At 70.3% G+C, this 20416-nt stretch carries 21 protein-coding genes; 3 read left to right on the plus strand and 18 right to left on the minus strand.

What is annotated here, in order from left to right:
* Positions 1–62: 62 nt before the first annotated feature.
* From ACIBNA_RS41520 to proS, 13 genes are all read right to left on the minus strand, one after another.
* Positions 63–371 (minus strand): DUF2469 domain-containing protein, encoded by a 309-nt coding sequence (locus ACIBNA_RS41520; RefSeq protein ID WP_003993268.1) that lies wholly within the window; start codon positions 369–371, stop codon positions 63–65.
* A gap of 56 nt (positions 372–427) precedes the next feature.
* Positions 428–952 (minus strand): NUDIX hydrolase, encoded by a 525-nt coding sequence (locus tag ACIBNA_RS41525; protein WP_399170512.1) that lies wholly within the window; start codon positions 950–952, stop codon positions 428–430.
* The gene (gene lepB / locus ACIBNA_RS41530) at positions 942–1715 is read right to left on the minus strand and encodes a signal peptidase I (protein WP_399170513.1); all 774 of its coding nucleotides are present in this window, start codon (positions 1713–1715) and stop codon (positions 942–944) included. Before lepB (ACIBNA_RS41530) ends, ACIBNA_RS41525 begins: the two co-directional genes overlap by 11 nt.
* Positions 1716–1766: 51 nt before the next feature.
* A complete protein-coding gene (gene lepB / locus ACIBNA_RS41535; protein WP_399170514.1) occupies positions 1767–2732 on the minus strand; it encodes a signal peptidase I in 966 nt (321 codons plus the stop codon).
* Positions 2620–3711, minus strand: coding sequence for a signal peptidase I (gene lepB, locus ACIBNA_RS41540; protein WP_399170516.1), 1092 nt, complete (start codon positions 3709–3711; stop codon positions 2620–2622). Before lepB (ACIBNA_RS41540) ends, lepB (ACIBNA_RS41535) begins: the two co-directional genes overlap by 113 nt.
* Positions 3704–4429: a signal peptidase I gene (gene lepB, locus ACIBNA_RS41545; RefSeq protein ID WP_399170517.1), complete on the minus strand. Its 726-nt coding sequence runs from the start codon at positions 4427–4429 to the stop codon at positions 3704–3706. Before lepB (ACIBNA_RS41545) ends, lepB (ACIBNA_RS41540) begins: the two co-directional genes overlap by 8 nt.
* A 45-nt stretch (positions 4430–4474) precedes the next feature.
* Positions 4475–4825 carry a 50S ribosomal protein L19 gene (gene rplS / locus ACIBNA_RS41550; protein WP_003993262.1) on the minus strand — a complete coding sequence of 117 codons (351 nt, stop codon included), beginning with the start codon at positions 4823–4825 and terminating at the stop codon, positions 4475–4477.
* A gap of 135 nt (positions 4826–4960) precedes the next feature.
* Complete coding sequence (trmD, locus tag ACIBNA_RS41555; RefSeq protein ID WP_399170518.1) at positions 4961–5794, minus strand: tRNA (guanosine(37)-N1)-methyltransferase TrmD; 834 nt, start codon at positions 5792–5794, stop codon at positions 4961–4963.
* The gene (gene rimM / locus ACIBNA_RS41560) at positions 5794–6354 is read right to left on the minus strand and encodes a ribosome maturation factor RimM (protein WP_399170519.1); all 561 of its coding nucleotides are present in this window, start codon (positions 6352–6354) and stop codon (positions 5794–5796) included. The genes trmD and rimM overlap by 1 nt, the downstream gene beginning before the upstream one ends.
* Positions 6355–6435: 81 nt before the next feature.
* Entirely contained in the window at positions 6436–6675 is a 240-nt protein-coding gene (locus tag ACIBNA_RS41565) for an RNA-binding protein (protein WP_005479813.1), read from the minus strand.
* A gap of 2 nt (positions 6676–6677) precedes the next feature.
* Positions 6678–7097 (minus strand): 30S ribosomal protein S16, encoded by a 420-nt coding sequence (gene rpsP, locus ACIBNA_RS41570; RefSeq protein ID WP_399170520.1) that lies wholly within the window; start codon positions 7095–7097, stop codon positions 6678–6680.
* Positions 7098–7391: 294 nt separating this feature from the next.
* On the minus strand, positions 7392–8000 hold the full coding sequence (locus ACIBNA_RS41575) for a hypothetical protein (RefSeq protein WP_399170521.1): 609 nt from the start codon (positions 7998–8000) through the stop codon (positions 7392–7394).
* Positions 8001–8272: 272 nt separating this feature from the next.
* Positions 8273–9688: a proline--tRNA ligase gene (gene proS / locus ACIBNA_RS41580; RefSeq protein WP_399170522.1), complete on the minus strand. Its 1416-nt coding sequence runs from the start codon at positions 9686–9688 to the stop codon at positions 8273–8275.
* Between the two features lie 199 nt (positions 9689–9887).
* On the opposite strand from proS, the gene ACIBNA_RS41585 reads away from it, so the two are divergent.
* A complete protein-coding gene (locus ACIBNA_RS41585; RefSeq protein WP_399170523.1) occupies positions 9888–10742 on the plus strand; it encodes a methyltransferase domain-containing protein in 855 nt (284 codons plus the stop codon).
* 138 nt (positions 10743–10880) lie between these two features.
* Complete coding sequence (locus tag ACIBNA_RS41590; protein ID WP_399170524.1) at positions 10881–11483, plus strand: hypothetical protein; 603 nt, start codon at positions 10881–10883, stop codon at positions 11481–11483.
* 96 nt (positions 11484–11579) lie between these two features.
* Here ACIBNA_RS41590 and ffh read toward each other — a convergent pair whose 3' ends face one another.
* From ffh to ACIBNA_RS41615, 5 genes are all read right to left on the minus strand, one after another.
* Entirely contained in the window at positions 11580–13130 is a 1551-nt protein-coding gene (ffh, locus tag ACIBNA_RS41595; RefSeq protein WP_399170525.1) for a signal recognition particle protein, read from the minus strand.
* 83 nt (positions 13131–13213) lie between these two features.
* On the minus strand, positions 13214–15664 hold the full coding sequence (locus ACIBNA_RS41600; protein WP_399170526.1) for a [protein-PII] uridylyltransferase: 2451 nt from the start codon (positions 15662–15664) through the stop codon (positions 13214–13216).
* A gap of 28 nt (positions 15665–15692) precedes the next feature.
* On the minus strand, positions 15693–16031 hold the full coding sequence (locus tag ACIBNA_RS41605) for a P-II family nitrogen regulator (protein ID WP_102907163.1): 339 nt from the start codon (positions 16029–16031) through the stop codon (positions 15693–15695).
* Positions 16028–17371, minus strand: coding sequence for an ammonium transporter (locus ACIBNA_RS41610; RefSeq protein ID WP_399170527.1), 1344 nt, complete (start codon positions 17369–17371; stop codon positions 16028–16030). Before ACIBNA_RS41610 ends, ACIBNA_RS41605 begins: the two co-directional genes overlap by 4 nt.
* Before the next feature lie 339 nt (positions 17372–17710).
* Positions 17711–19210 (minus strand): hypothetical protein, encoded by a 1500-nt coding sequence (locus ACIBNA_RS41615; protein WP_399170529.1) that lies wholly within the window; start codon positions 19208–19210, stop codon positions 17711–17713.
* A gap of 444 nt (positions 19211–19654) precedes the next feature.
* Here ACIBNA_RS41615 and ACIBNA_RS41620 point away from each other — a divergent pair, with 444 nt between their 5' ends.
* Complete coding sequence (locus tag ACIBNA_RS41620) at positions 19655–20320, plus strand: bifunctional DNA primase/polymerase (protein ID WP_399170530.1); 666 nt, start codon at positions 19655–19657, stop codon at positions 20318–20320.
* Positions 20321–20416: the final 96 nt, after the last annotated feature.

Raw genomic sequence — 20416 nt, forward strand, 5'->3', positions numbered from 1 at the left:
AAGTGGATCTTGGTGGACAGCTCAGCGGCTGTGGAAAACCCCGTCACCCTCCTGGGCGAACCTCACCCGCTCGGCAGTTCGAGATCGCTCTTGTTCAGCTCCTCGATGTTCACGTCCTTGAACGTGAGGACGCGCACCTGCTTCACGAACCGCGCCGGCCGGTACATGTCCCACACCCAGGCATCCGCCATGGACACCTCGAAGAACACCTCACCCTGGACCGAGTGCACCTGCATCTCGTAGTCGTTGGTCAGGTAGAAGCGCCGCTCGGTCTCGATCACGTATTTGAACAGACCGACGACATCGCGGTACTCCCGGTAGAGCTTCAGCTCCATCTCGGTCTCGTACTTCTCGAGGTCCTCGGCGCTCATGGCATGTTCCCCTTCAGCCGTGCGATCCCACCATTGTGCGCCAGTTCCGTGCACCCCTAGACGATTTCCGGGTCAAGGATCACGGGCCTGGCCGGGGGACCTTCGTCGAGCAGCGTGCGCAGCAGCCCGGCGAGTCTCGTCGGATACACCGTCTCATGTGCCCGGCAAAGTTCCGGACACGTCCACCAGCGCGCTCCGGCGACACTGCGCCGCTCCAGCTCGGTCAGCCCCACGGCCTCGATCGCCGTGCGGTCCGTACGAGCCAGGAAGTACCACTCGTCCTGGTCCCAGCGGCGGCCCGCGAACGGGAAGGAGCACATCCGCCGCCACAGCACCGGGCCGAACTCGACCTCGGTGATGCCCGTCTCCTCGGCGAGTTCCCGCAGGGCGGCCTCTTCACGGGTCTCCTCGCCCTCCACACCGCCGCCGGGGGTGAACCACCAGTCGTCGGCCGGATCGTCCGGCTCGTGCCCGTGCAGCAGCAGGATGCGGTCCTGCGGGTCGAGCAGCACGACCCGGGCGACCTTGCGCAGCCCGCCCTCGTAGGTGTCCTGACCCGCCCCCACGGCCTCAGCGGACACCTGCGGGCTCCGCGCTCGCCCGCCGGGCCCGGGCCGCGCCCTTGGCGACGGGACCGTAGGCGCCCCCGCCCAGGACGAGCACGGCGCCGGCGATCACCAGGGCGGTGATCGTCCGCAGCGGTCCGGGCGAGGAGAGGTCGCCGAGCGACTCGAAGCCGGTGGGGCGCGCCAGCATGCCGTTCATGGGCCAGACGACGGCGTCCACGCGCGCGTCGACGGCGCCGCGTGACACCGTGCCGCCGGCGGCGTCGGTCAGGTGGGCGGTGGAGTCCATGGAACTGCCGCGCTCGTCGCCGAGCAGGAACAGGCGCCCCTCGGGGACGGTCACGGACGGGAAGCCGGTGATCTCCGCCGGTGTGCCCTCGGCCAGGTAAGGCTCGTCGACCTCCTTGCCGTTGACCTTCAGCTTGCCGTCCTGGCAGCAGGAGACCGTATCGCCGCCGACGGCCACCACGCGCTTGACCATCGGCATGTTGCCCCAGGTGGTGTCCTTGAACACGACGACATCACCGCGTCGCACATCCGCGCCCTCGACGCGCTGCGCCAGCACCCGGTCGCCCGCGTCGATCGTCGGCGTCATCGAACTGGTGGGCACGGTGTACGGCCGGTAGACCACCGCTCCCCAGGCGAAACCACCCAGGAACAGCACAAGGCCCAGTGCGACGGCCAGCCCGGACAACCGCTGTCCGGTCCGGCTGCCCACCGGGCCCGAGCCTGTGCCACCGCTGCGCGGGGCCGTGTGCGTCATGCTCTCGCCACCCATGGGTCCGCACCCTACCCGGGGGTACCGAGCGGGGTCAGCCCACCGTCGGGATCACTGCTTCCGGCGGCGCCACAGCACCACCGGCACCACCCCCAGCAGCGCCAGCCCCTGCGGCGCCACCGCCAGACCGGCCGCGGCCGACTGGGCGCCCAGACCCGCCTGGTCGAAGGTGTCCGGGACCGGCAGGTTGTCCCAGCGGTTGATCGGCCAGGCGATGACGATGGCCCGGCCGACGACGTCCTTCACCGGGACCATGCCCTTGTGCACGTCCGACTGGTTGTAGCGGGAGTCCCGGGAGTTCTGCCGGTGGTCGCCCATGACCCAGATGTAGCCCTCGGGAACCTTTACCTTGAATTGACCGCCCTGATCGTCGACGCTGCACGGCGTGTTGCCGGGGTAGACGTACGACGCTTCGTCCAGCGCCTTGCCGTTGACCGTCAGCGGGCCCGTGCCCTTGCACTCGACCGTGTCGCCGCCGACGCCGACGACCCGCTTGATGAGGTCCTTCTCCTCCGCGGACGGCATGAGGCCGATCCAGCTGAGGAACGTCTGGAAGGCGTTCGGATCCGCCACCGGCTCGCCCGCCAGCCAGTTGTCGGGGTCGTGGAAGACGACGACCTCGCCACGCTCGGGCTCGGAGCCGAACCAGGGCGTCAGCTTGTCGACCAGGACGCGGTCGCCCTGCTGGAGGGTGTTCTGCATCGAGTCGGAGGGGATGGAGAACGCCTGCACCAGGAAGGTCTTGATCAGCAGCGCGAGCACCAGCGCGATGCCGATCAGGATGGGCAGCTCCTTCCAGAAGGAGCGTGGCTTCTTCGGCGTCCGGGCCGGGCCGCCCGGCCCCTCGCCCTCGGCTGTGCTGCTGTACTCGCCTGTCACCCTGTCGTCCTCGACTGCCCCGGAGTCATTCCCGAAGGTCACGGCGCTGTCCGCGGCCGGGACGGCGGATCCCGCGGGGCGTCCGCGGTGCTCCTCGCCGTCGTGTCCGGACCGTGCGCCAACCGCCACATCCCCCACGCCAACTCCTCACTCTGTGCCGCCGCCTGCCCCATACACGACGCAGGCCCACCACTCCCATAACGAGCGGGAGTTCCGCAGGGGTCGGGAGCTGGATCGTTCCGTTCGAATCGTAGGAGGCAACCCTATGCGACGGTTCGGGAGCAGCGGTCGACCCGGGGGCCGAGTCGGACACGGAGGCGTAGGTGTTCGGTTCCTCCAGGGTGCTCCAGTGCCCGAAGGGCCAGGCGATGACCATGGCACGGCCCACGACCTCTTCCTCGGAGACCGTGCCGCCGTAGTCGGTGTCCTGGTGGGCGCGGGAGTCCGCGGAGTTGTTCCGGTGGTCGCCCATCACCCACAGCCGGCCCGGGGGGATCGTGATGTCGAACGGCGTGTCGGACGGGGCGTTGCCGGGGTACAGGTAGTCCTCGTTCAGCGGGATGCCGTTGACGGTCACGCGCCCTTGCGTGTCGCAGCACTTGACGCGGTCTCCGCCGACGCCGACGACCCGCTTGATGAGGTCCTTGTCGTTGTCGGACGGCAGCAGGCCGATGAAGGTGAGCCCTTCCTTGACCTGCTTGATGACGACGGGGTCGTCCTTCACAGGGGCGGTCTGCTCGTCCTGGAGCCAGCCGCCGGGGTCCTTGAAGACGACGACGTCCCCGCGCTGCGGCTTGGAGCCGAACCACGGGGTGAGCTTGTCGACCAGGACGCGGTCGCCGATCTGGATCGTCTGCTCCATGGAGCCGGACGGGATGACGAAGGCCTGCACGAGGAACGTCTTCAGCACGAGCGCTATGAGCACGGCGACGCCGACGAGGAGGGGTATCTCCTTGACGGCACCGCGCCTGCGGCGCCGCTTGACCTTCTTCTGGAGCTTGCGCCGCTCGGCGCGCGTACGGCCACCGGCCGGGCTGGCGGCGCGCCGGGCGCCGGTGGGCAGCAGGTTGTCCGCGGGGCTGGCGGGGACGCCGCGCGGTTTGCCGCGGTTACCCATGGGCGCCCGCCCTTCCGGCGGCGGGGACGGGCACGCGCGCGTAGGCGTCGGGGCGGTGCAGCCGGGTGGCGTGGCCGAAGGGCCAGACGATCCAGTCGGCGCGGCCGATCACCTCGTCGACCGGGACCATGCCGCCGCCCGGCGAGCCGAGGTGGTCGCGGGAGTCGCTGGAGTCGCCGCGGTGGTCGCCGAGGAGGAACAGGGTGCCGCCGGGCACGACGACGTCGAAGGGCACCGTCGAGGGGCTGTCTCCGGGGTACAGGAAGCCCGACTCGTCGACCGGCCGGCCGTTCACCTGGATCCTCCCCTCCTTGTCGCAGCAGACGACGCGGTCTCCCCCCACGCCGACAACGCGTTTGATGTAGTCCGCGTGCCCGAAGTACCCGGTCCCGTCGAACACGACGATGTCTCCCCGCTGCGGCTCGGCACCGAAACGGTACGCCAACTTATTTACGAGAACCCGGTCCCCGATCCTCAATCCCTGTTCCATGGATCCGCTGGGGATCTGGAACGGCCGCAGCACGAACGTGCTGAGCAGCAGCAGGAAGAGCAGGCAGGCCAGCAGCGTCAGAGTGATCCGGCCGCCCGGGACCCACTCGGTGACACGCGACAACGCGAAACGCGACCGGTCCTCCGGTCCTCCGGGATCCGAGGTGTCCTCGGAGTCGGAAAGGCGGGAGGAGCGGTCGCGCTCCGTCGGCTGTGCTTCGGTGTCCATCGAGGCCAGATGCTATCCGGCCCCGATGAGAACTCCGGAGAGCGCTCAGCTCTCGCGCTTCTCCTTGATCTTCGCGGCCTTGCCGCGCAGCTCGCGCAGGTAGTACAGCTTGGCACGGCGGACGTCACCCTTGGTGACGAGCTCGATCTTCTCCACGATCGGGGTGTGCACCGGGAAGGTGCGCTCGACGCCGACGGAGAAGGAGACCTTGCGGACCGTGAAGGTCTCGCGCACGCCGGAACCCTGGCGGCGGATCACCACACCCTTGAACTGCTGCACACGGGAGCGGTTGCCCTCGATGACGCGGACGTGCACGTTGACCGTGTCGCCCGGGCGGAAGGCGGGGACGTCGCTGCGCAGCGACGCGGAGTCGACGGTGTCGAGCAGGTGAGACATTTCGTCTGCTTTCTTCGCTGATGCCACAGGTCATCAACGGAAACTAGGTGTTCTGGATCAGGGGTGTGCGGGTCGGGGCGGGCGTCGTCTCCCCCTGTGGCAGGGGCGCACGCCGGACGGACGCACAACAGCTGGCTATTCTTCCACGCCGTCGGTCCTGCGCCAAAATCGGCCGTACGGCTCCCCCGCCGGGTCGGGTCCCCAGCCCAGGATGGACAGCATCTCGCGGTCCTTCTTGTCGAAGGCCTTGGGGTCGCACCGCTCGATGAGGTCGGGCCGGTGGGCCGTCGTGCGCTTCAGGGCCTCGTCCCGCCGCCACCGGGCGATCTTCCCGTGATGGCCGCTGAGCAGCACGTCGGGGATGTCCCGGCCGCGCCACTCGGGCGGCTTGGTGTAGACGGGCCCCTCCAGCAGGCTCGCCATGGCGCCGGGCGCGAAGGAGTCGTCCCGGTGGGACTCGGCGTTGCCCAGGACGCCGGGCAGCAGCCGCGCCACGGCCTCCGTGACGACGAGGACGGCCGCCTCGCCGCCGGCCAGGACGTAGTCGCCGATGGACACCTCGTACACCGGCATCCGCGTCGCGTACTCGTCGACGACGCGCCGGTCGATGCCCTCGTAGCGGGCCGGCGTGAAGATCAGCCAGGGACGCTCGGAGAGGTGGACGGCAAGTTCCTGGGTGAAGGGGCGGCCGCTGGGCGTGGGCACGATGAGGGCCGGCTCGTGGGAGCCGGTCTCGTAGCCGTCGGCCAGGACGGAGTCCAGCGCCTCTCCCCAGGGCTCGGTCTTCATGACCATGCCGGGGCCGCCGCCGTAGGGCGTGTCGTCGACGGTGTTGTGGCGGTCGTAGGTCCACGAGCGCAGGTCGTGGACGTGCACGTTCAGCTGTCCACGCGCGCGCGCCTTGCCGACGAGGGAGACGTTCAGCGGTTCCAGGTACTCGGGGAAGATCGTGACGACGTCGAGGCGCATTACGACTCTTCCCGGCTGGAGACGTCTTCCCGGCTGGAGGCGATCTCGGCGCGGTCGTCGATCAGGCCCGGCGGCGGGGTGATGACGGCCTTCTGCTCCTCCAGGTCGATCTCACTGACGATCTCCTCGACGAAGGGGATCATCACCTCACTGCCGTCGGGGCGCTCCACGATGAACAGGTCCTGGGTGGGCAAGTGCGAGATCTCCGTGATCCGCCCGACCTCCGTGCCGTCCGCGGTGACCACGTCGAGATCGATGAGCTGGTGGTCGTAGTACTCGTCCTCGCCCTCGGGCAGTTCGTCCGGGTCGATCTCGGCGATCAGGAGGATGTTGCGCAAGGCCTCGGCGCCGGTGCGGTCGCTGACGCCCCTGAAGCGCAGCAGGAGGCGGCCGCTGTGAACGCGGCCCGTCTCGATGGTGAGCGGTCCCGCGGACGCGGGATCGGTGGCGAGCACGGCGCCGGGAGCGAGCCGCAGTTCCGGCTCGTCGGTCCGTACCTCGACGGTGACCTCGCCCTTGATGCCATGGGCACGGCCGATCCGTGCGACTACCAGCTGCACGTGTCCATTCTCCTGTCATACGACTGCGGGCCGGGGACGGCCCTCAGGCCCTCCCCGGCCCGAGCCGGTTGCGTTGAAGCGTCAGCGGACGTGGTCCACGTCGACGAGGTCGACGCGGACACCGCGACCGCCGATGGCGCCCACGACGGTACGCAGGGCGCGTGCGGTGCGGCCGTTGCGGCCGATCACCTTGCCGAGGTCGTCCGGGTGGACCCGGACCTCGAGCACTCGCCCGCGGCGCAGGTCACGCGAGGCGACCTGCACATCGTCAGGGTTGTCGACGATGCCCTTCACGAGGTGCTCGAGAGCCTCCTCGAGCATGCTCAGGCCTCGGTCGAAGCGGACTCGGCGGCAGCCTCGTCCTTCTTCTCAGCCTTCTTCTTCTGGGTGATCGCCTCACCCTTGCCCTCGTCGTCACCGCCGAGAGCCTCGAACGACGGGCGCGCGGCCTTCTCGGGCCGCGTCAGCAGAGGAGCCGGGGCGGGCTCGCCCTTGAACTTCTGCCAGTCGCCGGTCTTCTTGAGGATGGCCATCACGGGCTCGGTCGGCTGCGCGCCGACACCGAGCCAGTACGCCACACGCTCGGCGTCGACCTCGATCACCGACGGGTTGTACGTCGGGTGGTACTTGCCGATCTCCTCGATCGCACGACCGTCACGACGGGTACGGGAGTCGGCGACGACGATGCGGTAGTGAGGCGAACGGATCTTGCCCAGACGCTTCAGCTTGATCTTGACTGCCACGGGAGTGGGTTCTCCTGGATTTGACGTGGTTGGGCACGGCGAGATGGCCGCGTGGGGTTGCGGTACCCGAGTGCCCGATGGACGCGTCAGCCGGAGGAGAGAGGGGTCCTGTGCGGCTGTCGAGTACAGCTAGCCATTGTGCCACACCCTGCCAGCGGCTTTGACCGAGGGGTTCGCCGCTGTGCGGGCATGCCGAGGGGGCACCCGGCGTGGAGGTGAAGTACGTCGGGTGCCCTGCCCGGCAGTGGCGGGGTGCTGTCCCGACCGGCAGCCACGAGATGCCGGTGGTGGACGTCAGCCGGCCACCGCTCCCGCTCCCACGATGTCCGGGATCCGGAACGGCTTGCCGCAGCCTCCGCAGACGATGGGCGCCTGGGCGAGGACCGACGGCACGACGCGTACGTTGCGGCCGCAGTCGCAGACCGCCTTGACGCGGACGCCGCCGCCGGAGGAGCCGTGCCGTGCGGCCGGGCCCCGGAAGGTGCGGGAGGTGTCGGAGGAGGTCGCGGCCGTGTGGGCTTTGAGGGCGCGCTGGAGGCGCTCCATCGTCGGGCGGTAGCGGCGCTTCGCCTCGGGGGTGAGCGTGACCAGGGAGAAGCCGCTGCTGGGGTGCGGTTCCTCGGGGTGGTCCAGGCCCAGCTCCTCGGCGATCGCGAGGAATCTGCGGTTGTGGTAGCGGCCGGCACGGGAGGTGTCGCGGACGCCGCGGGAGGCGGCGATGCCATGGACTGCCTCATGGAGCAGTCGCTCGAAGGAGAGCTCGTGACCGCACGCGGACGACGACTCCCCGATCAGGGACTCTGGCGCGGCAAGGTCGGGCAGCTCGGGGTGGTACCGCTGAATGTCGGCCCACGCCTGTGCCAGCTCTGCGGCGAGAACAGGTGGTGTCTGTGTCGTGCTCACGTAATGACAACGAGCCGGGGTGCCCCAGTGTTCCGATTCCGGGGCATCCCAAATAATTTGCACGTACCCGTCAGTTGCCTCTGATGCGTCCCGACGAGGGCGGGTGCGCTGATCTGTGGAGAAGCTTCACAGCTCACCACAAGGTGGTGCGTAGCCCCGCGTACGCCCCGGCGCGTAGGCCCCCGTCCGCGCACCGGGGAAGCAGGGGTCCGCGGGTGCGCAAGAGGCGTTTCGGCCGCCTTGCGCCCCACTCGGTGAGCGCCTGCCGTGACTCAGTAAGCGCGTGCGACGACCGCGACGTTACCGGGTGCGTCGTCGGCGTCCGGCACCGACCCGTCCTCGGCGACCAGACACCGTACGGTCACCGCGTGATCGGCCAGCTTGGCTTCGCCCTCCTCGCCGAGCACCGCCCACGGGATCCGCGCCCAGCCGCCGACGCCGGCGGCCTCGACGGCCTCGTCGATCGTCGCGACCTCGGTGGTACGGGACTCGCGGCGCTCCCGGGACTGCTTCAGCAGCAGTGCCTGGTCTGCTTCGAGGACCGTCGGCAGCAGCGACACCAGGGCGTCCAGGGAGACCGGCTCCTTGCCGCCCGGGATGCGGCGCGCGAGCATCGCGGTGCCGTTCTCCAGGTCGCGCGGGCCGATCTCGATCCGGACCGGCACACCCTTGAGCTCCCAGTCGACGGCGCGGCGGCCGAAGGGGGTGTCGGTGCGGTCGTCGACGTGGACACGGATCCCGGCCGCCTTCAGCCGGTCGCCGACCTCGCGGACCTTGGCCAGAACCGCCTCGTCGCCCTTGATCGCGAGCACCACGGCCTGGATCTGTGCCAGCCGCGGCGGGACGCGCAGGCCGTTGTCGTCGCCGTGCGTCATCACCAGGGCGCCGATCATGCGGGTGGTGGAGCCCCAGGAGGTCTGCCAGACCAGCTCCTGCCGGCCGTCCTTCGACAGGTACTGCGTGTTGAAGGCCTTGGCGAAGTTCTGGCCGAGCTCGTGGCTGGTGGCCATCTGGAGGGCCTTGCCGTCGCCCATCATGCCTTCGAGCGTGAGGGTGTTGACGGCGCCGGCGAACCGCTCCTTGACGGTCTTGCGGCCGGGGACCACGTCCATCGCCAGGACGTTCACCATGAAGTCCTCGTAGACCTGACGGTGAATGTGCGCGGCGAAATCGCGCGCCTCCTCGTACGTGGCGTGCGCGGTGTGGCCCTCCTGCCAGAGGAACTCGGTGGTGCGCAGGAAGAGGCGGGGCCGCAGCTCCCAGCGCACGACATTCGCCCACTGGTTGATGAGCAGCGGCAGATCGCGGTAGCTCTGCACCCACTTCGAGAAGTAGTCGTTGATGATCATCTCGGAGGTGGGCCGGACCACGGCGGGCTCTTCGAGTTCCCTGCCGCCGCCGTGCGTGACCACGGCCAGCTCGGGCGCGAAGCCCTCGACGTGGTCCGCCTCGCGCGTGAGGTAGGACTGCGGGATCAGGAGCGGGAAGTACGCGTTCTGGGTGCCCGTCTCCTTGATGCGGGCGTCCATCTCGGCCTGCATCCGCTCCCACAGCCCGTATCCGTACGGTCGGATGACCATGGTGCCGCGCACCGGACCGTTGTCGGCGAGCTCCGCCTTGGTGATCAAGTCCTGGTACCAGCGCGGGAAATCGTCCGCCTGGGGGGTGAGTACGGGTGCCTTGGCCATGGCGAGATGGTACGGGCCCACGTTGCCGGAATGTGAAATCTCGCCATAGGCACATGACAACTCATATGCCGGGCCGCATTCCACTGGACGACAGGTCGAGGGGGGAGTTTCCTGGCATACGGGGGTAGTGCGAGCGCACTGTCACGGGGGCCATGGAATCGGGCAAGAGGCAACTCTCGGCGGATTGGGGCGCTTACTTATGACACCTACGCTCGTGCGGCAGCACCTGCCTCACGCGGGGACCGCACCCCGCGTGGACCTGCGTGCACGCGCGCGTGACTGGTCCGAGATTCAGGAGCGGATGCTCGTACCGCTCTACGAGGCCGTCTACGAGCGACTGGACGTGGGTCCCACGACGCGGCTGCTCGGCCTCGGCTGCGGTTCCGGACTCGCCCTGCTGATGGCAGCCACCCGGGGAGCGGCGGTCACCGGTGTCGACGCTTCCCCCGAAAGAATGGCCCTCGCACGGGAGCGACTGCTGCCCGAGGCCGGGGCCACGCGCGCGCGTGCGGGCACCCGGCTGGTCGACGGCTCGCCCCGGGACACGAAGGAGCCGGGCACTCCCGCGTACACCCTGGTGACCGCCTTCGAGCCGATCGGGTGCCTCGCGGGCGACTCGGAGGGGCTGGGCGGGCTGCTCGCGGAGGCGACGCCGCTGGCGGGGCGCGGAGCGGCCGTGGTGCTGGCCGGCTGGGGTCCGCCGGAGCGGTGCGCCACGACGTCCGTGGTGCGGGTCGCCACCAAGCTGGCGGAACCGCTGCGCAGCACGGGCAGCTGGCGTCCCGCCCTGCGCGACGACCTGGAGGACGTCGCCCAGCGGGCCGGTCTCAAGCCGGACGGGTCCGGGCGGGTGGCGTGCCCCTTCGGGTACGCCGATGTGGACAGCGCGGTACGCGGGCTCAAGTCGACGGGACTGTTCGACGCGGCGATCACGGCGACGGACCAGGTGCAGGTGGACAAGGAGCTGACCGAGGCTCTGCATCCGCACCAGCGGCAGGACGGGACGGTGTGGATGCCGAACGTGTTCCGGTATCTGATCGCCCGAACACCGTGACGAACAGGCTTTCAGTGCAGGGTGTGAATGGTGTGAAGAAAGCATCATGGGGTGCTTTTGATTTCACCAAGTGGATCATGAACGCTTAATGTGATCCACCGCTCGGGGGACCTAACACATCTGCATACAGGAGCTGTTTTGCCGCACCACACGACCGCGCTGCGTCTCGTCGCGCCCGTCGCCGTCCTCGCTCTGACGCTCACCGCCTGCGGTGGCGGCGGCGACACCGCCGACGCGAAGAGCCCGGAGACCGAGAAGGCCAAGGTCTTCCCTTCGCCGGAGCCGGCTTCCGGCGGCGAGCTGGAGACCGGCGAGAGCGCCACGGGCAAGGTCGCGGAGGAACCGGGCGAGGTCACCTACGACGTCGTGGCGCAGAAGGTCGACGTGGGCACCGAGGCGGAGGCGGCCAAGGTCGTCTCGGAGCCGGGCAAGGTCAAGGGCAAGGTGCTGGCCGTCGCCCATGTGAAGTACACGCACAAGAGCGGTCCCGCCCTCACCGACGGCTCCGACGTGCACGACGGCACCACGGTCTTCGCCGACGGGCAGCGCGGCAGCGTCCTCATCGGCGCGTCCGAGGACGCGGCGGGCTGCGAGGACCCGTACGACGTCGAGAGCTGGAAGCAGGGCGAGAGCCACGTCTTCTGCGAGACGTACGTGATCCCGGCGAACGCCAAGAGCGTCGAGGTCCACTGGTCCGAGGAGGACGGCGAGCCCTACGTCTGGAAGTTCCCGAACGCCTGACCGGCGAGCTGCCGACGCACCACTGAGGGCGCCCCCCTTCGGAAAGGGGGGCGCCCTCCTGCCGTTCAGAAACCCGTGCCGTACGGGAACGGGCCGTCAGCCCATGAACTTCTTGAACTCGTCGGGGAGTTCGAAGTCCTTGCCGCCCTGCTGCGGCAGCCCGAAGGCGCCTCCGCCCTCGGCGGCGGCCGCGCGGCGGGCGGCCTCCTCCTGCTCCTGCTGCTTGCGCTTCATCGGGTTGCCGGAGCGCTGCTTGCCCTTGGCCTGCTTCTGCTTCTTCTTCGTCCGGCCGGGACCGCCACCCATGCCCGGCATGCCGGGCATCCCGGGCATGCCGCCGCCCTGGGCCATGCGGGACATCATCTTGCGGGCCTCGAAGAACCTCTCGACCAGGTTCTTCACCGCGCTGACCTCGACACCGGAACCCCGTGCGATACGGGCGCGGCGCGAGCCGTTGATGATCGTCGGCTCCTGGCGCTCGGCCGGGGTCATCGACTTGATGATGGCGGCCGTGCGGTCGACGTCCCGCTCGTCGAGGTTGTTGATCTGGTCCTTCATCTGGCCCATGCCCGGGAGCATGCCGAGCAGCTTGGAGATGGAGCCCATCTTCCTGACCTGCTCCATCTGGGCCAGGAAGTCGTCGAGGGTGAAGTCCTGGCCCTTCTTGGAGGCCAGCTTCTCGGCCATCTTCTGGGCTTCGGCCTGGTCGAAGGTCTTCTCCGCCTGCTCGATCAGGGTGAGCAGGTCACCCATGTCGAGGATGCGGGAGGCCATCCGGTCCGGGTGGAAGGCGTCGAAGTCGTCGAGCTTCTCGCCGTTCGACGCGAACATGATCGGCTTGCCGGTGATCTGCCGGATCGACAGGGCGGCACCACCGCGGGCGTCACCGTCGAGCTTGGAGAGCACCACGCCGTCGAAGCCGACGCCGTCGCGGAAGGCCTCGGCGGTGTTGACGGCGTCCTGACCGATCATCGCGTCGACGACGAACAGGATCTCGTCGGGGCTGACCGCGTCCCGGATGTCCGCGGCCTGCTGCATCATCTCCTGGTCGATGCCCAGGCGGCCGGCGGTGTCCACGATCACGATGTCGTGGACCTTGGACTTGGCGTGCTCGATGGAGTCCTTGGCGACCTTGACCGGGTCGCCGACGCCGTTGCCCGGCTCGGGCGCGTAGACGCCGACGCCCGCGCGCTCGGCGACGACGCTCAGCTGGTTCACGGCGTTCGGGCGCTGGAGGTCACAGGCGACCAGCAGCGGCGAGTGGCCCTGCTCCTTCAGCCAGTGGCCGAGCTTGCCCGCGAGGGTGGTCTTACCGGCACCCTGCAGACCGGCCAGCATGATCACGGTGGGCGGCTGCTTGGCGAAGCGCAGGCGCCGGGTCTCGCCGCCGAGGATGGTGACCAGTTCCTCGTTGACGATCTTGAGGACCTGCTGGGCCGGGTTCAGCGCCTTGCTGACCTCGGCACCGAGCGCGCGCTCCTTGACGTTCTTGATGAACGTGCGGACGACCGGCAGCGCCACGTCCGCCTCGAGGAGCGCGATCCGGATCTCGCGCGCCGTGGCGTCGATGTCCGCCTCGGAGAGCCGTCCCTTGCCGCGCAGGTTCTTGAAGGTCGCTGAGAGGCGATCGGAAAGAGTATCGAACACGGCGCTCGCGGTCCTCGGGGTCGGAGACAGACTGGGGAATCGCCCTCCAGGGTATCCCGGCGTGACAAGTCGCCGGGTCGCCCTCACCCACGCAGTGTCTCTTCCAGCTTCCGCGCCACCGACTCGGCCTCGTCGCCGGGCAGCGGCGCGCCCTCCGGATCGGTCACGTAGAAGGCGTCGACGGCGTTGGCACCGAGCGTCGAGACGTGCGCGCTGCGCACCAGTACGCTCGCGTCCTCCAGGGCTCGGCCGATGCGGAACAGCAGGCCCGGGGCGTCCTGGGAGCGGACCTCGATGACGGTGGCCAGCCGGGAGGCGGCCGGGTGGACCGACACCCTCGGCGGGGGCGCGACCACGCCTCGGCGGCGCGGATAGGCCGCGTCCCGCTCGGCGAGGCGGCCGGCGATGTCCAGGGAGCCGTCCAGCGCCCGCACGAGGTCGGCGCGGAGGCGGGCGGCCTGCGGCAGGGAGCCGTATTCGGCGGCGACCCGCCAGTCCAGCAGCAGGACGGAGCCGTCGACGCCGTCCGGGAGATTCAGGGACCGCAGCTCCGCCGTGCGGACGGTCAGCCTGTGCATGGCGAGGACACCGGCCACCGCGGGCAGCACACCCGGCTGGTCGGGGACGGCGATGAGCAGCTCCACACCCAGCGGCTCCGGGTCGCCGGACGGCTCCTGCCCGGCGGGCGGCTCGGTCTGTGCCCGCAGGGAGAGGACCGGGCTGCCCGTCGCGACCGCCTCGATGGCGAGCCGCTCCTGCTCGGCGGTCGGCGCGGCCTCCTCCGGGTCGGCCGGGGCGTCCCCGGCGAGCACCGCCGCGACCCGCCTGACGAGGTCGGCGACGAGCGAGCCGCGCCAGGACGACCAGGCGGCCGGTCCGGTGGCCAGGGCGTCGGCCTCCGTGAGCGCGTGCAGCAGTTCCAGGGTGCCCTCGGAGCCGACGGCCTCGGCGACCGAGCGCACGGTGGCCGGGTCCTCCAGGTCACGCCGCGTGGCCGTCTCGACGAGCAGCAGGTGGTGCCGTACGAGGGTGGCGATGACCGTCACGTCGTGGCGGTCGAAGCCGATGCGGGCGGCCACGTCCTTGGCGATGATCTCGCCGGCCACCGAGTGGTCGCCGGGCCAGCCCTTGCCGATGTCGTGCAGCAGCGCGGCGACCAGCAGCAGGTCGGGGCGGCTGACCCGGCGGGTGAACTCGGAGGCCTGTACGGCGGTCTCGATGAGATGCCGGTCGACGGTCCAGAGGTGCACGGCGTTGCGCTGCGGGCGGCAGCGCACCCGCTCCCAGTCGGGCAGCAGCCGGGTGATCAGCCCCTCGGCCTCCAGTGCCTCCCAGACCTCGATGGTCGGGCGGCCGGAGCCGAGCAGGGTGACGAGCTGTTCGCGTGCCTCGGCGGGCCAGGGGGTGGGCACCGGGCGCACGGTGGCCGCCATGCGCCGTACGGCGTGCAGGGAGAGCGGGAGTCCGGCCTGCGCGGCGGCGGCCGCGGCGCGCAGCGGCAGGACAGGGTCGCGCTCGGGGCGTGCGGCACGGGCGAGCACCACCTCGCCGTCCTGCTCCACCACGCCTTCGGCCAGCGGAGAACGCTCGGCGGTCGGTTTCCCGCCGCCGCCCAGCATGGCGCGCAGCCGGGGCCGCACGGCCCGCGACCGCAGTACGCGCCCCACCTCGCGCCAGGTGACGTCACTGGCGTACGAAACGAGCCGGGCCGCCTCGTACACCTGCCGCAGCAGCGTGTCCGCGTCGAGCAGGCCGAGCTCGGCGGCCACCTGGTCCTGCTCCTGGAGGGCGAGCCGGTCGGTCGCCCGACCGGTGGTCAGGTGCAGTGCGTCCCGTACGTCGAGGAGCCGGCGCCGGGCGTCGGCGAGGCCCTCGCGCGGGGCGTCGGCGAGCCAGGAGGCGGCGACGGCGCGCAGGGCGGTGGCGTCGCGCAGCCCGCCGCGGGCCTCCTTCAGGTCGGGTTCCAGGAGGTACTGCAACTCGCCCTGGCGCTCGGCGCGTTCGGCGCACAGTTCCTGGAGTTCGGGGAGGCGTTTGGGCGCCTGGTTGCGCCAGTCGGCCAGCACGGCCGTGCGCAGTCCCGCGGTGAGGCCGAGGTCACCGGCGATGTGCCGGGCGTCCAGCAGGCCGAGCTGCACCTTGAGGTCCTCGCCGGCCGTCTTGCGGGCCTCGGCGGGCGTCCGGACGGAGTGGTCGAGGGCCAGGCCCAGGTCCCACACCGGGTACCAGAGCCGGTCGGCGAGGGCGGCGACCGCCTTGGGGTCGCTGCCGTCGTGCAGCAGGAGCAGGTCGAGGTCGCTGCGCGGGGAGAGTTCGCCACGTCCGTAGCCGCCGACGGCGACCAGGGAGGCCCCGCGCAGCCCTTCCGCGCCCGCGGCGAACAGGCCGGTCAGCCAGTCGTCCGTCAGTTCGGCCAGGGCCGCACGGCGCGGCGGCCCGGACCGCGCCTCCTCGGTGAGGAGACGCAGCCGGGCCGCCGCATAGCCGCTGGGTCCCGAGTCCTCTGCTTCTTTCTGCACGTCCGTACCCGTCACCCAGCGACTCCTGTTCTGTTTGCCTGCCTCAGAGCGCGTCGGGGCCGCGCTCGCCGGTCCGGACCCGTACGGCCGTGTCGACCGGGATGGACCAGACCTTGCCGTCACCGATCTTGCCGGTGCGGGCCGCCTTGACCACGACCTCGATCAGCTGCTCGGCGTCGTCGTCCTCGACCAGGACCTCGATGCGGATCTTGGGGACCAGGTCGACGGTGTACTCGGCACCGCGGTAGACCTCGGTGTGGCCCCGCTGACGACCGTAGCCGCTGGCCTCGGTGACCGTCAGGCCGTGTACGCCGAAGGCCTGGAGGGCCTCCTTGATCTCGTCGAGCCGGTGCGGCTTCACGACGGCGGTGATGAGCTTCATGCGTCCACCTTCTTGCTCTCGGCGCCGGCCACGGCGCCCGCGACGGCGGCGGTCTTGGCGGCACCGCCACCGGCGCCGCTGAAGTCGTATGCGGTCTCGGCGTGCTCGGCCTGGTCGATGCCGGCGACCTCGTCGTCCTCGGTGACCCGCATACCCATGGTCTTGTCGAGGATGAAGGCGAGGAGCGCGGAGACGATCAGCGAGTAGGCGAGCACCGCGAAGACACCGGCGCACTGCTTCCAGAACTGGGTCAGGCCGCCGCCGTAGAAGAGGCCCTCGACCTCGGACTGGCCCTTGCCGCTGGCGAAGAATCCGATCAGCAGGGAGCCGACGACACCGCCGACCAGGTGGACGCCGACGACGTCGAGAGAGTCGTCGTAGCCGAACTTGTACTTCAGGCCGACGGCCATGGCGCACAGCACACCGGCGATGACGCCGACGGCGATCGCGCCGAGCGGGGTGACCGCGCCACCGGCCGGGGTGATGGCGACCAGACCGGCGACCGCGCCGGAGGCGGCACCCAGCGTGGTGAACGCGCCGTGGCGGATCTTCTCGTAGGCGAGCCAGGCCAGCATGGCGGCGGCGGTGGCGACCTGCGTGTTGACGAACATCAGCGCGCCGACGCCGTCGTCGTTGCCGAGCCAGGAGCCGGCGTTGAAGCCGAACCAGCCGAACCACAGGAGCCCTGCGCCGAGCATGACCAGCGGCAGGCTGTGCGGACGCATCGGGTCCCTCTTGAACCCGACGCGCTTGCCGATGACCAGGATCACGCCGAGCGCGGCGGCACCGGCGTTGATGTGGACCGCCGTACCACCGGCGAAGTCGATCACACCCAGTTCGAAGGCCCAGCCGCCGGCGCCCCAGACCCAGTGCGCGACCGGGAAGTAGACGACCGTGGCCCACAGGGCGATGAACAGCGCCCACGCGCTGAACTTCACGCGGTCGGCGAGAGCACCGCTGATCAGGGCGGGCGTGATGATCGCGAACATCAGCTGGAAGACCAGGAACACGAACACCGGGATGGTGTAGCCGGGCCACAGCTCGGTCAGGCCGATGTTGCCGAGGCCGACCCAGTCGGAGTTCCAGCCGATGAGGCTGCCGGAGTCGGTGCCGAACGCCATGGAGAAGCCGTACAGCACCCACAGGATGGTGACGATCCCGAGGCTGATGAAGCTCATCATCAGCATGTTCAGGGTGCTCTTGACGCGGACCATGCCTCCGTAGAAGAAGGCCAGGCCCGGGGTCATGAGCATCACCAGGGCGGAACAGATGAGCATGAACCCTGTGTTGGCGGCAGACAGCTTGGGTGCTTCTGCGGCAAGGGTGATGGCTGGTGCCATCGGCGTCTCCTCGTCGTTGGTACGGCCCCGTGCGGGCGAAGCCTCGAGCGGAATGAGGGGTGGGCCGGTTATGCGCCACGAGATTGGCGCAGCGCGGTTTCGGTGGAAGCCCCTCGTTGTTTCGCCGCCGTGACGAAGGCGCTCTGTGTGTTACGCCTCGGTGAACTGCCGGATTGTGGGCGCGTCGATCGTTATCGTGACGCAATCTTCCGCGCGGAAGCGGGTCCGGCCGCGGTCGGCCTTCCGATGACCTGGCAGGGGGAGCCGAGTCGGGCAGTTCGGGAGGGCAGGCCGCGGCCGGGGTTCAGGGGGTGCGGGCAGGTCTTAGCGGGTGGTGGCTCAGACCGCCTCGGCCGTCTCGGGCAGCTCGGCGGCCAGCCGTTCGGTGAGGTCGACGACCTCACCGAGGTCACCGAAGTCGCGCGCGGCCGTGTCGACCGTCTTTCGGATACGAGTGTTGACCCGCTCGGAGCGGACCTTCTTGGCGACCTGCATGGCCTGGGAGGCGAAGACCGTGCACTGCTCGGGCTCGCGCTGGAGGAGGTTCACCGTGGCCATCCCGATCAGGTTCAGCGCGTAGGACCGCTGGTGCTCGCCGTCCTCGGCGAAGAGCTCCACGGCCCGCTTCATCAGGGGCTCGGCCAGCGAGGCGTACGTCGGGCTGCGGCCGGCGACATAGGCCAGGTCGCGGTACGAGTGGGAGTTCTCGCCGTACAGCTCGGCCTCGGAGAAGAAGCGGATCCAGTCGGGGTCGGGCTCGTCCCACTCGTCGGCCTCGGCGAAGGTGTCCTCGGCCATCCGGACCGCCCGCTTGCACTTGCCGGGCTGGCCCATGTTGGCGTAGGCGCGGGCCTCCATCGCATACAGCATCGACTGGGTCCGCGGGCTCGCGCAGTCCCGGCTGCCGTACTGCGCGAGATGGATCAGCTCCAGCGCGTCGTCTGGCCGGCCGAGGTGGATCATCTGCCGGCTCATGCTGGACAGCACGTACGAACCGAGGGGCCGGTCACCGGCCTCCTTCGCGGCGTGCAGCGCGAGGACGAAGTACTTCTGGGCGGTCGGCTGGAGCCCGATGTCGTACGACATCCAGCCGGCCAGCTCGGCGAGTTCGGCGGCGACCTTGAACAGGCGCCGGGTGGTGGCCTCGGGCTGGGGCTCCTGGAGCAGGTCCGTCACCTCGTGCAGCTGCCCGACGACCGCCTTGCGGCGCAGGCCGCCGCCGCACTGGGCGTCCCACTGCCGGAACATCACGGTCGTGGACTCCAGCAGGTCCAGCTCCGGCTTGGAGAGCCGGCCGCGGGCCCGGCCGGAGGGGCCGGTCGCGGGCTCGGGCTCCGACCGCGGGGCCGGGGGCGAGGGGACGAGCCAGCGCTGCATGGGCTCGATGAGGGCCGGGCCCGCAGACAGGACCAGCGAGCTCCCGAGGAAGCCGCGCCGCGCCAGCATCAGGTCGCTGCGCGAGAACTCACTGAGCAGGGCCACGGTCTGCGGGCCCGTCCAGGGCAGGTCGACGCCGGTCGTGGAGGGGGACTGGCGCGCGGTGCGCAGCCCCAGGTCCTCGACGGAGACGACGACGCCGAAGCGCTCCGAGAACAGCTCGGACAGGATCTTGGGGATCGGCTCGCGGGGGTTCTCGCCGTCGAGCCAGCGGCGCACGCGTGAGGTGTCCGTGGAGATGTGGTTGGCGCCCAGCTGGCGCGCCCGGCGGTTGACCTGGCGGGCGAGCTCGCCCTTGGACCAGCCGCTGCGCACGAACCAGGAGGTGAGCAGCTCGTTCGGGCGCTTGTCAGCGTGCGTCGCGTTTGCAGCGTTCGTCCCGCTTCCGCCGTTGCCGCTCACTGGAACGCCCCCATCCCTGAGACCACTTGTCGCCGAGTGCGCCAAGCCCTATCAGCATGCCGGTTCGTACCGTCGTCCGTCCGGTCCTTGTCACCCTTCGAACGGAATGCCGACTTGCCTCCGGCATATCCACAAGTGCATGCGCCCCCAGGACTCGTGCACACAAAGTAATCCTACGATCACCCGTCCAGCCACGGCTCACACGGAAACGCCACCATTCGCCACCCCAACGAATGAACTCATGCACGCGTTACCGCGATTCACTTGACACAGGACAACCAGGAGCGGGTGCAGCGATGCACTCAGGGGCGCGTGTCGTCGAACACACCACCCTGGGCACTTCCGGGCGCCGAGTGAACCGATCGTCCCCGGGAAGGCGGGAACAGAGAGTCACATCTCGCGTCCGCTACGTAACTACCGGACGTCGGACCCGTTGGAGGGGGCATGGGCTTCACGATCGGCATCAGCCGGGGCATGCGCGACATCCGGTCCGGCTCACGCCGCCGCGGCCGCACGTCGGACGGCACCGCCGTGGCCGAGTACACCGGCCTGTGGGGCTGGGACGTGGTGCCCGGCGCCCGGGCCGCGGCGGGCACCTGCTCCTGCGGCCGCCGTGACTGCCCGGCGCCGGGCGCGCATCCGCTGGACTTCGCGCCGGTGATCCCCGCCGGGGCGACGCTGGACGAGGTGACCGAGACCTGGGGCGAGTTCCCCGGCGCCTCGGTGATGCTGCCGGTGGGCAGGGCGTTCGACGTCATCGAGGTGGCCGAGCCCGCCGGCTGCCGCGCGCTGGCCCGGCTGGAGCGCATGGGCCTGCCCGTCGGCCCGGTCGCCGCGACCCCGGACGGCCGCGCCCACTTCTTCGTCGCCCCGGGCGCCGCCGCCGACCTGCCCGGCCTGCTCTACCGCATGGGCTGGGACGACCCGGCCGCCCTCGACCTCGGCGGCCTCGGCCCCGGCGCGCACATCACGGCACCGCCCTCCGACCGCGGCGGCCTCGGCCCCGTGCGCTGGCTGCGCTCCCCCGCCCTGGACTCGGCGTCCCGGCCACCGGAGGCCCGGCTGGTGCTGGGCACGCTGGCGTACGTGGCGCATCGGTCACGGGTCTAGGTGTGCTGTCCCGGGGCGTTGGTGACGGGCGACACGCCTTGAGTGGTCCTTGAACGGGGTGAGGGCCCCTGGTTTCGGTGTGGATTGCGACACCTA

The organism is Streptomyces sp. NPDC050164 (assembly GCF_044459945.1).
Classification (GTDB): Bacteria; Actinomycetota; Actinomycetes; order Streptomycetales; family Streptomycetaceae; genus Streptomyces; species Streptomyces coeruleorubidus_A.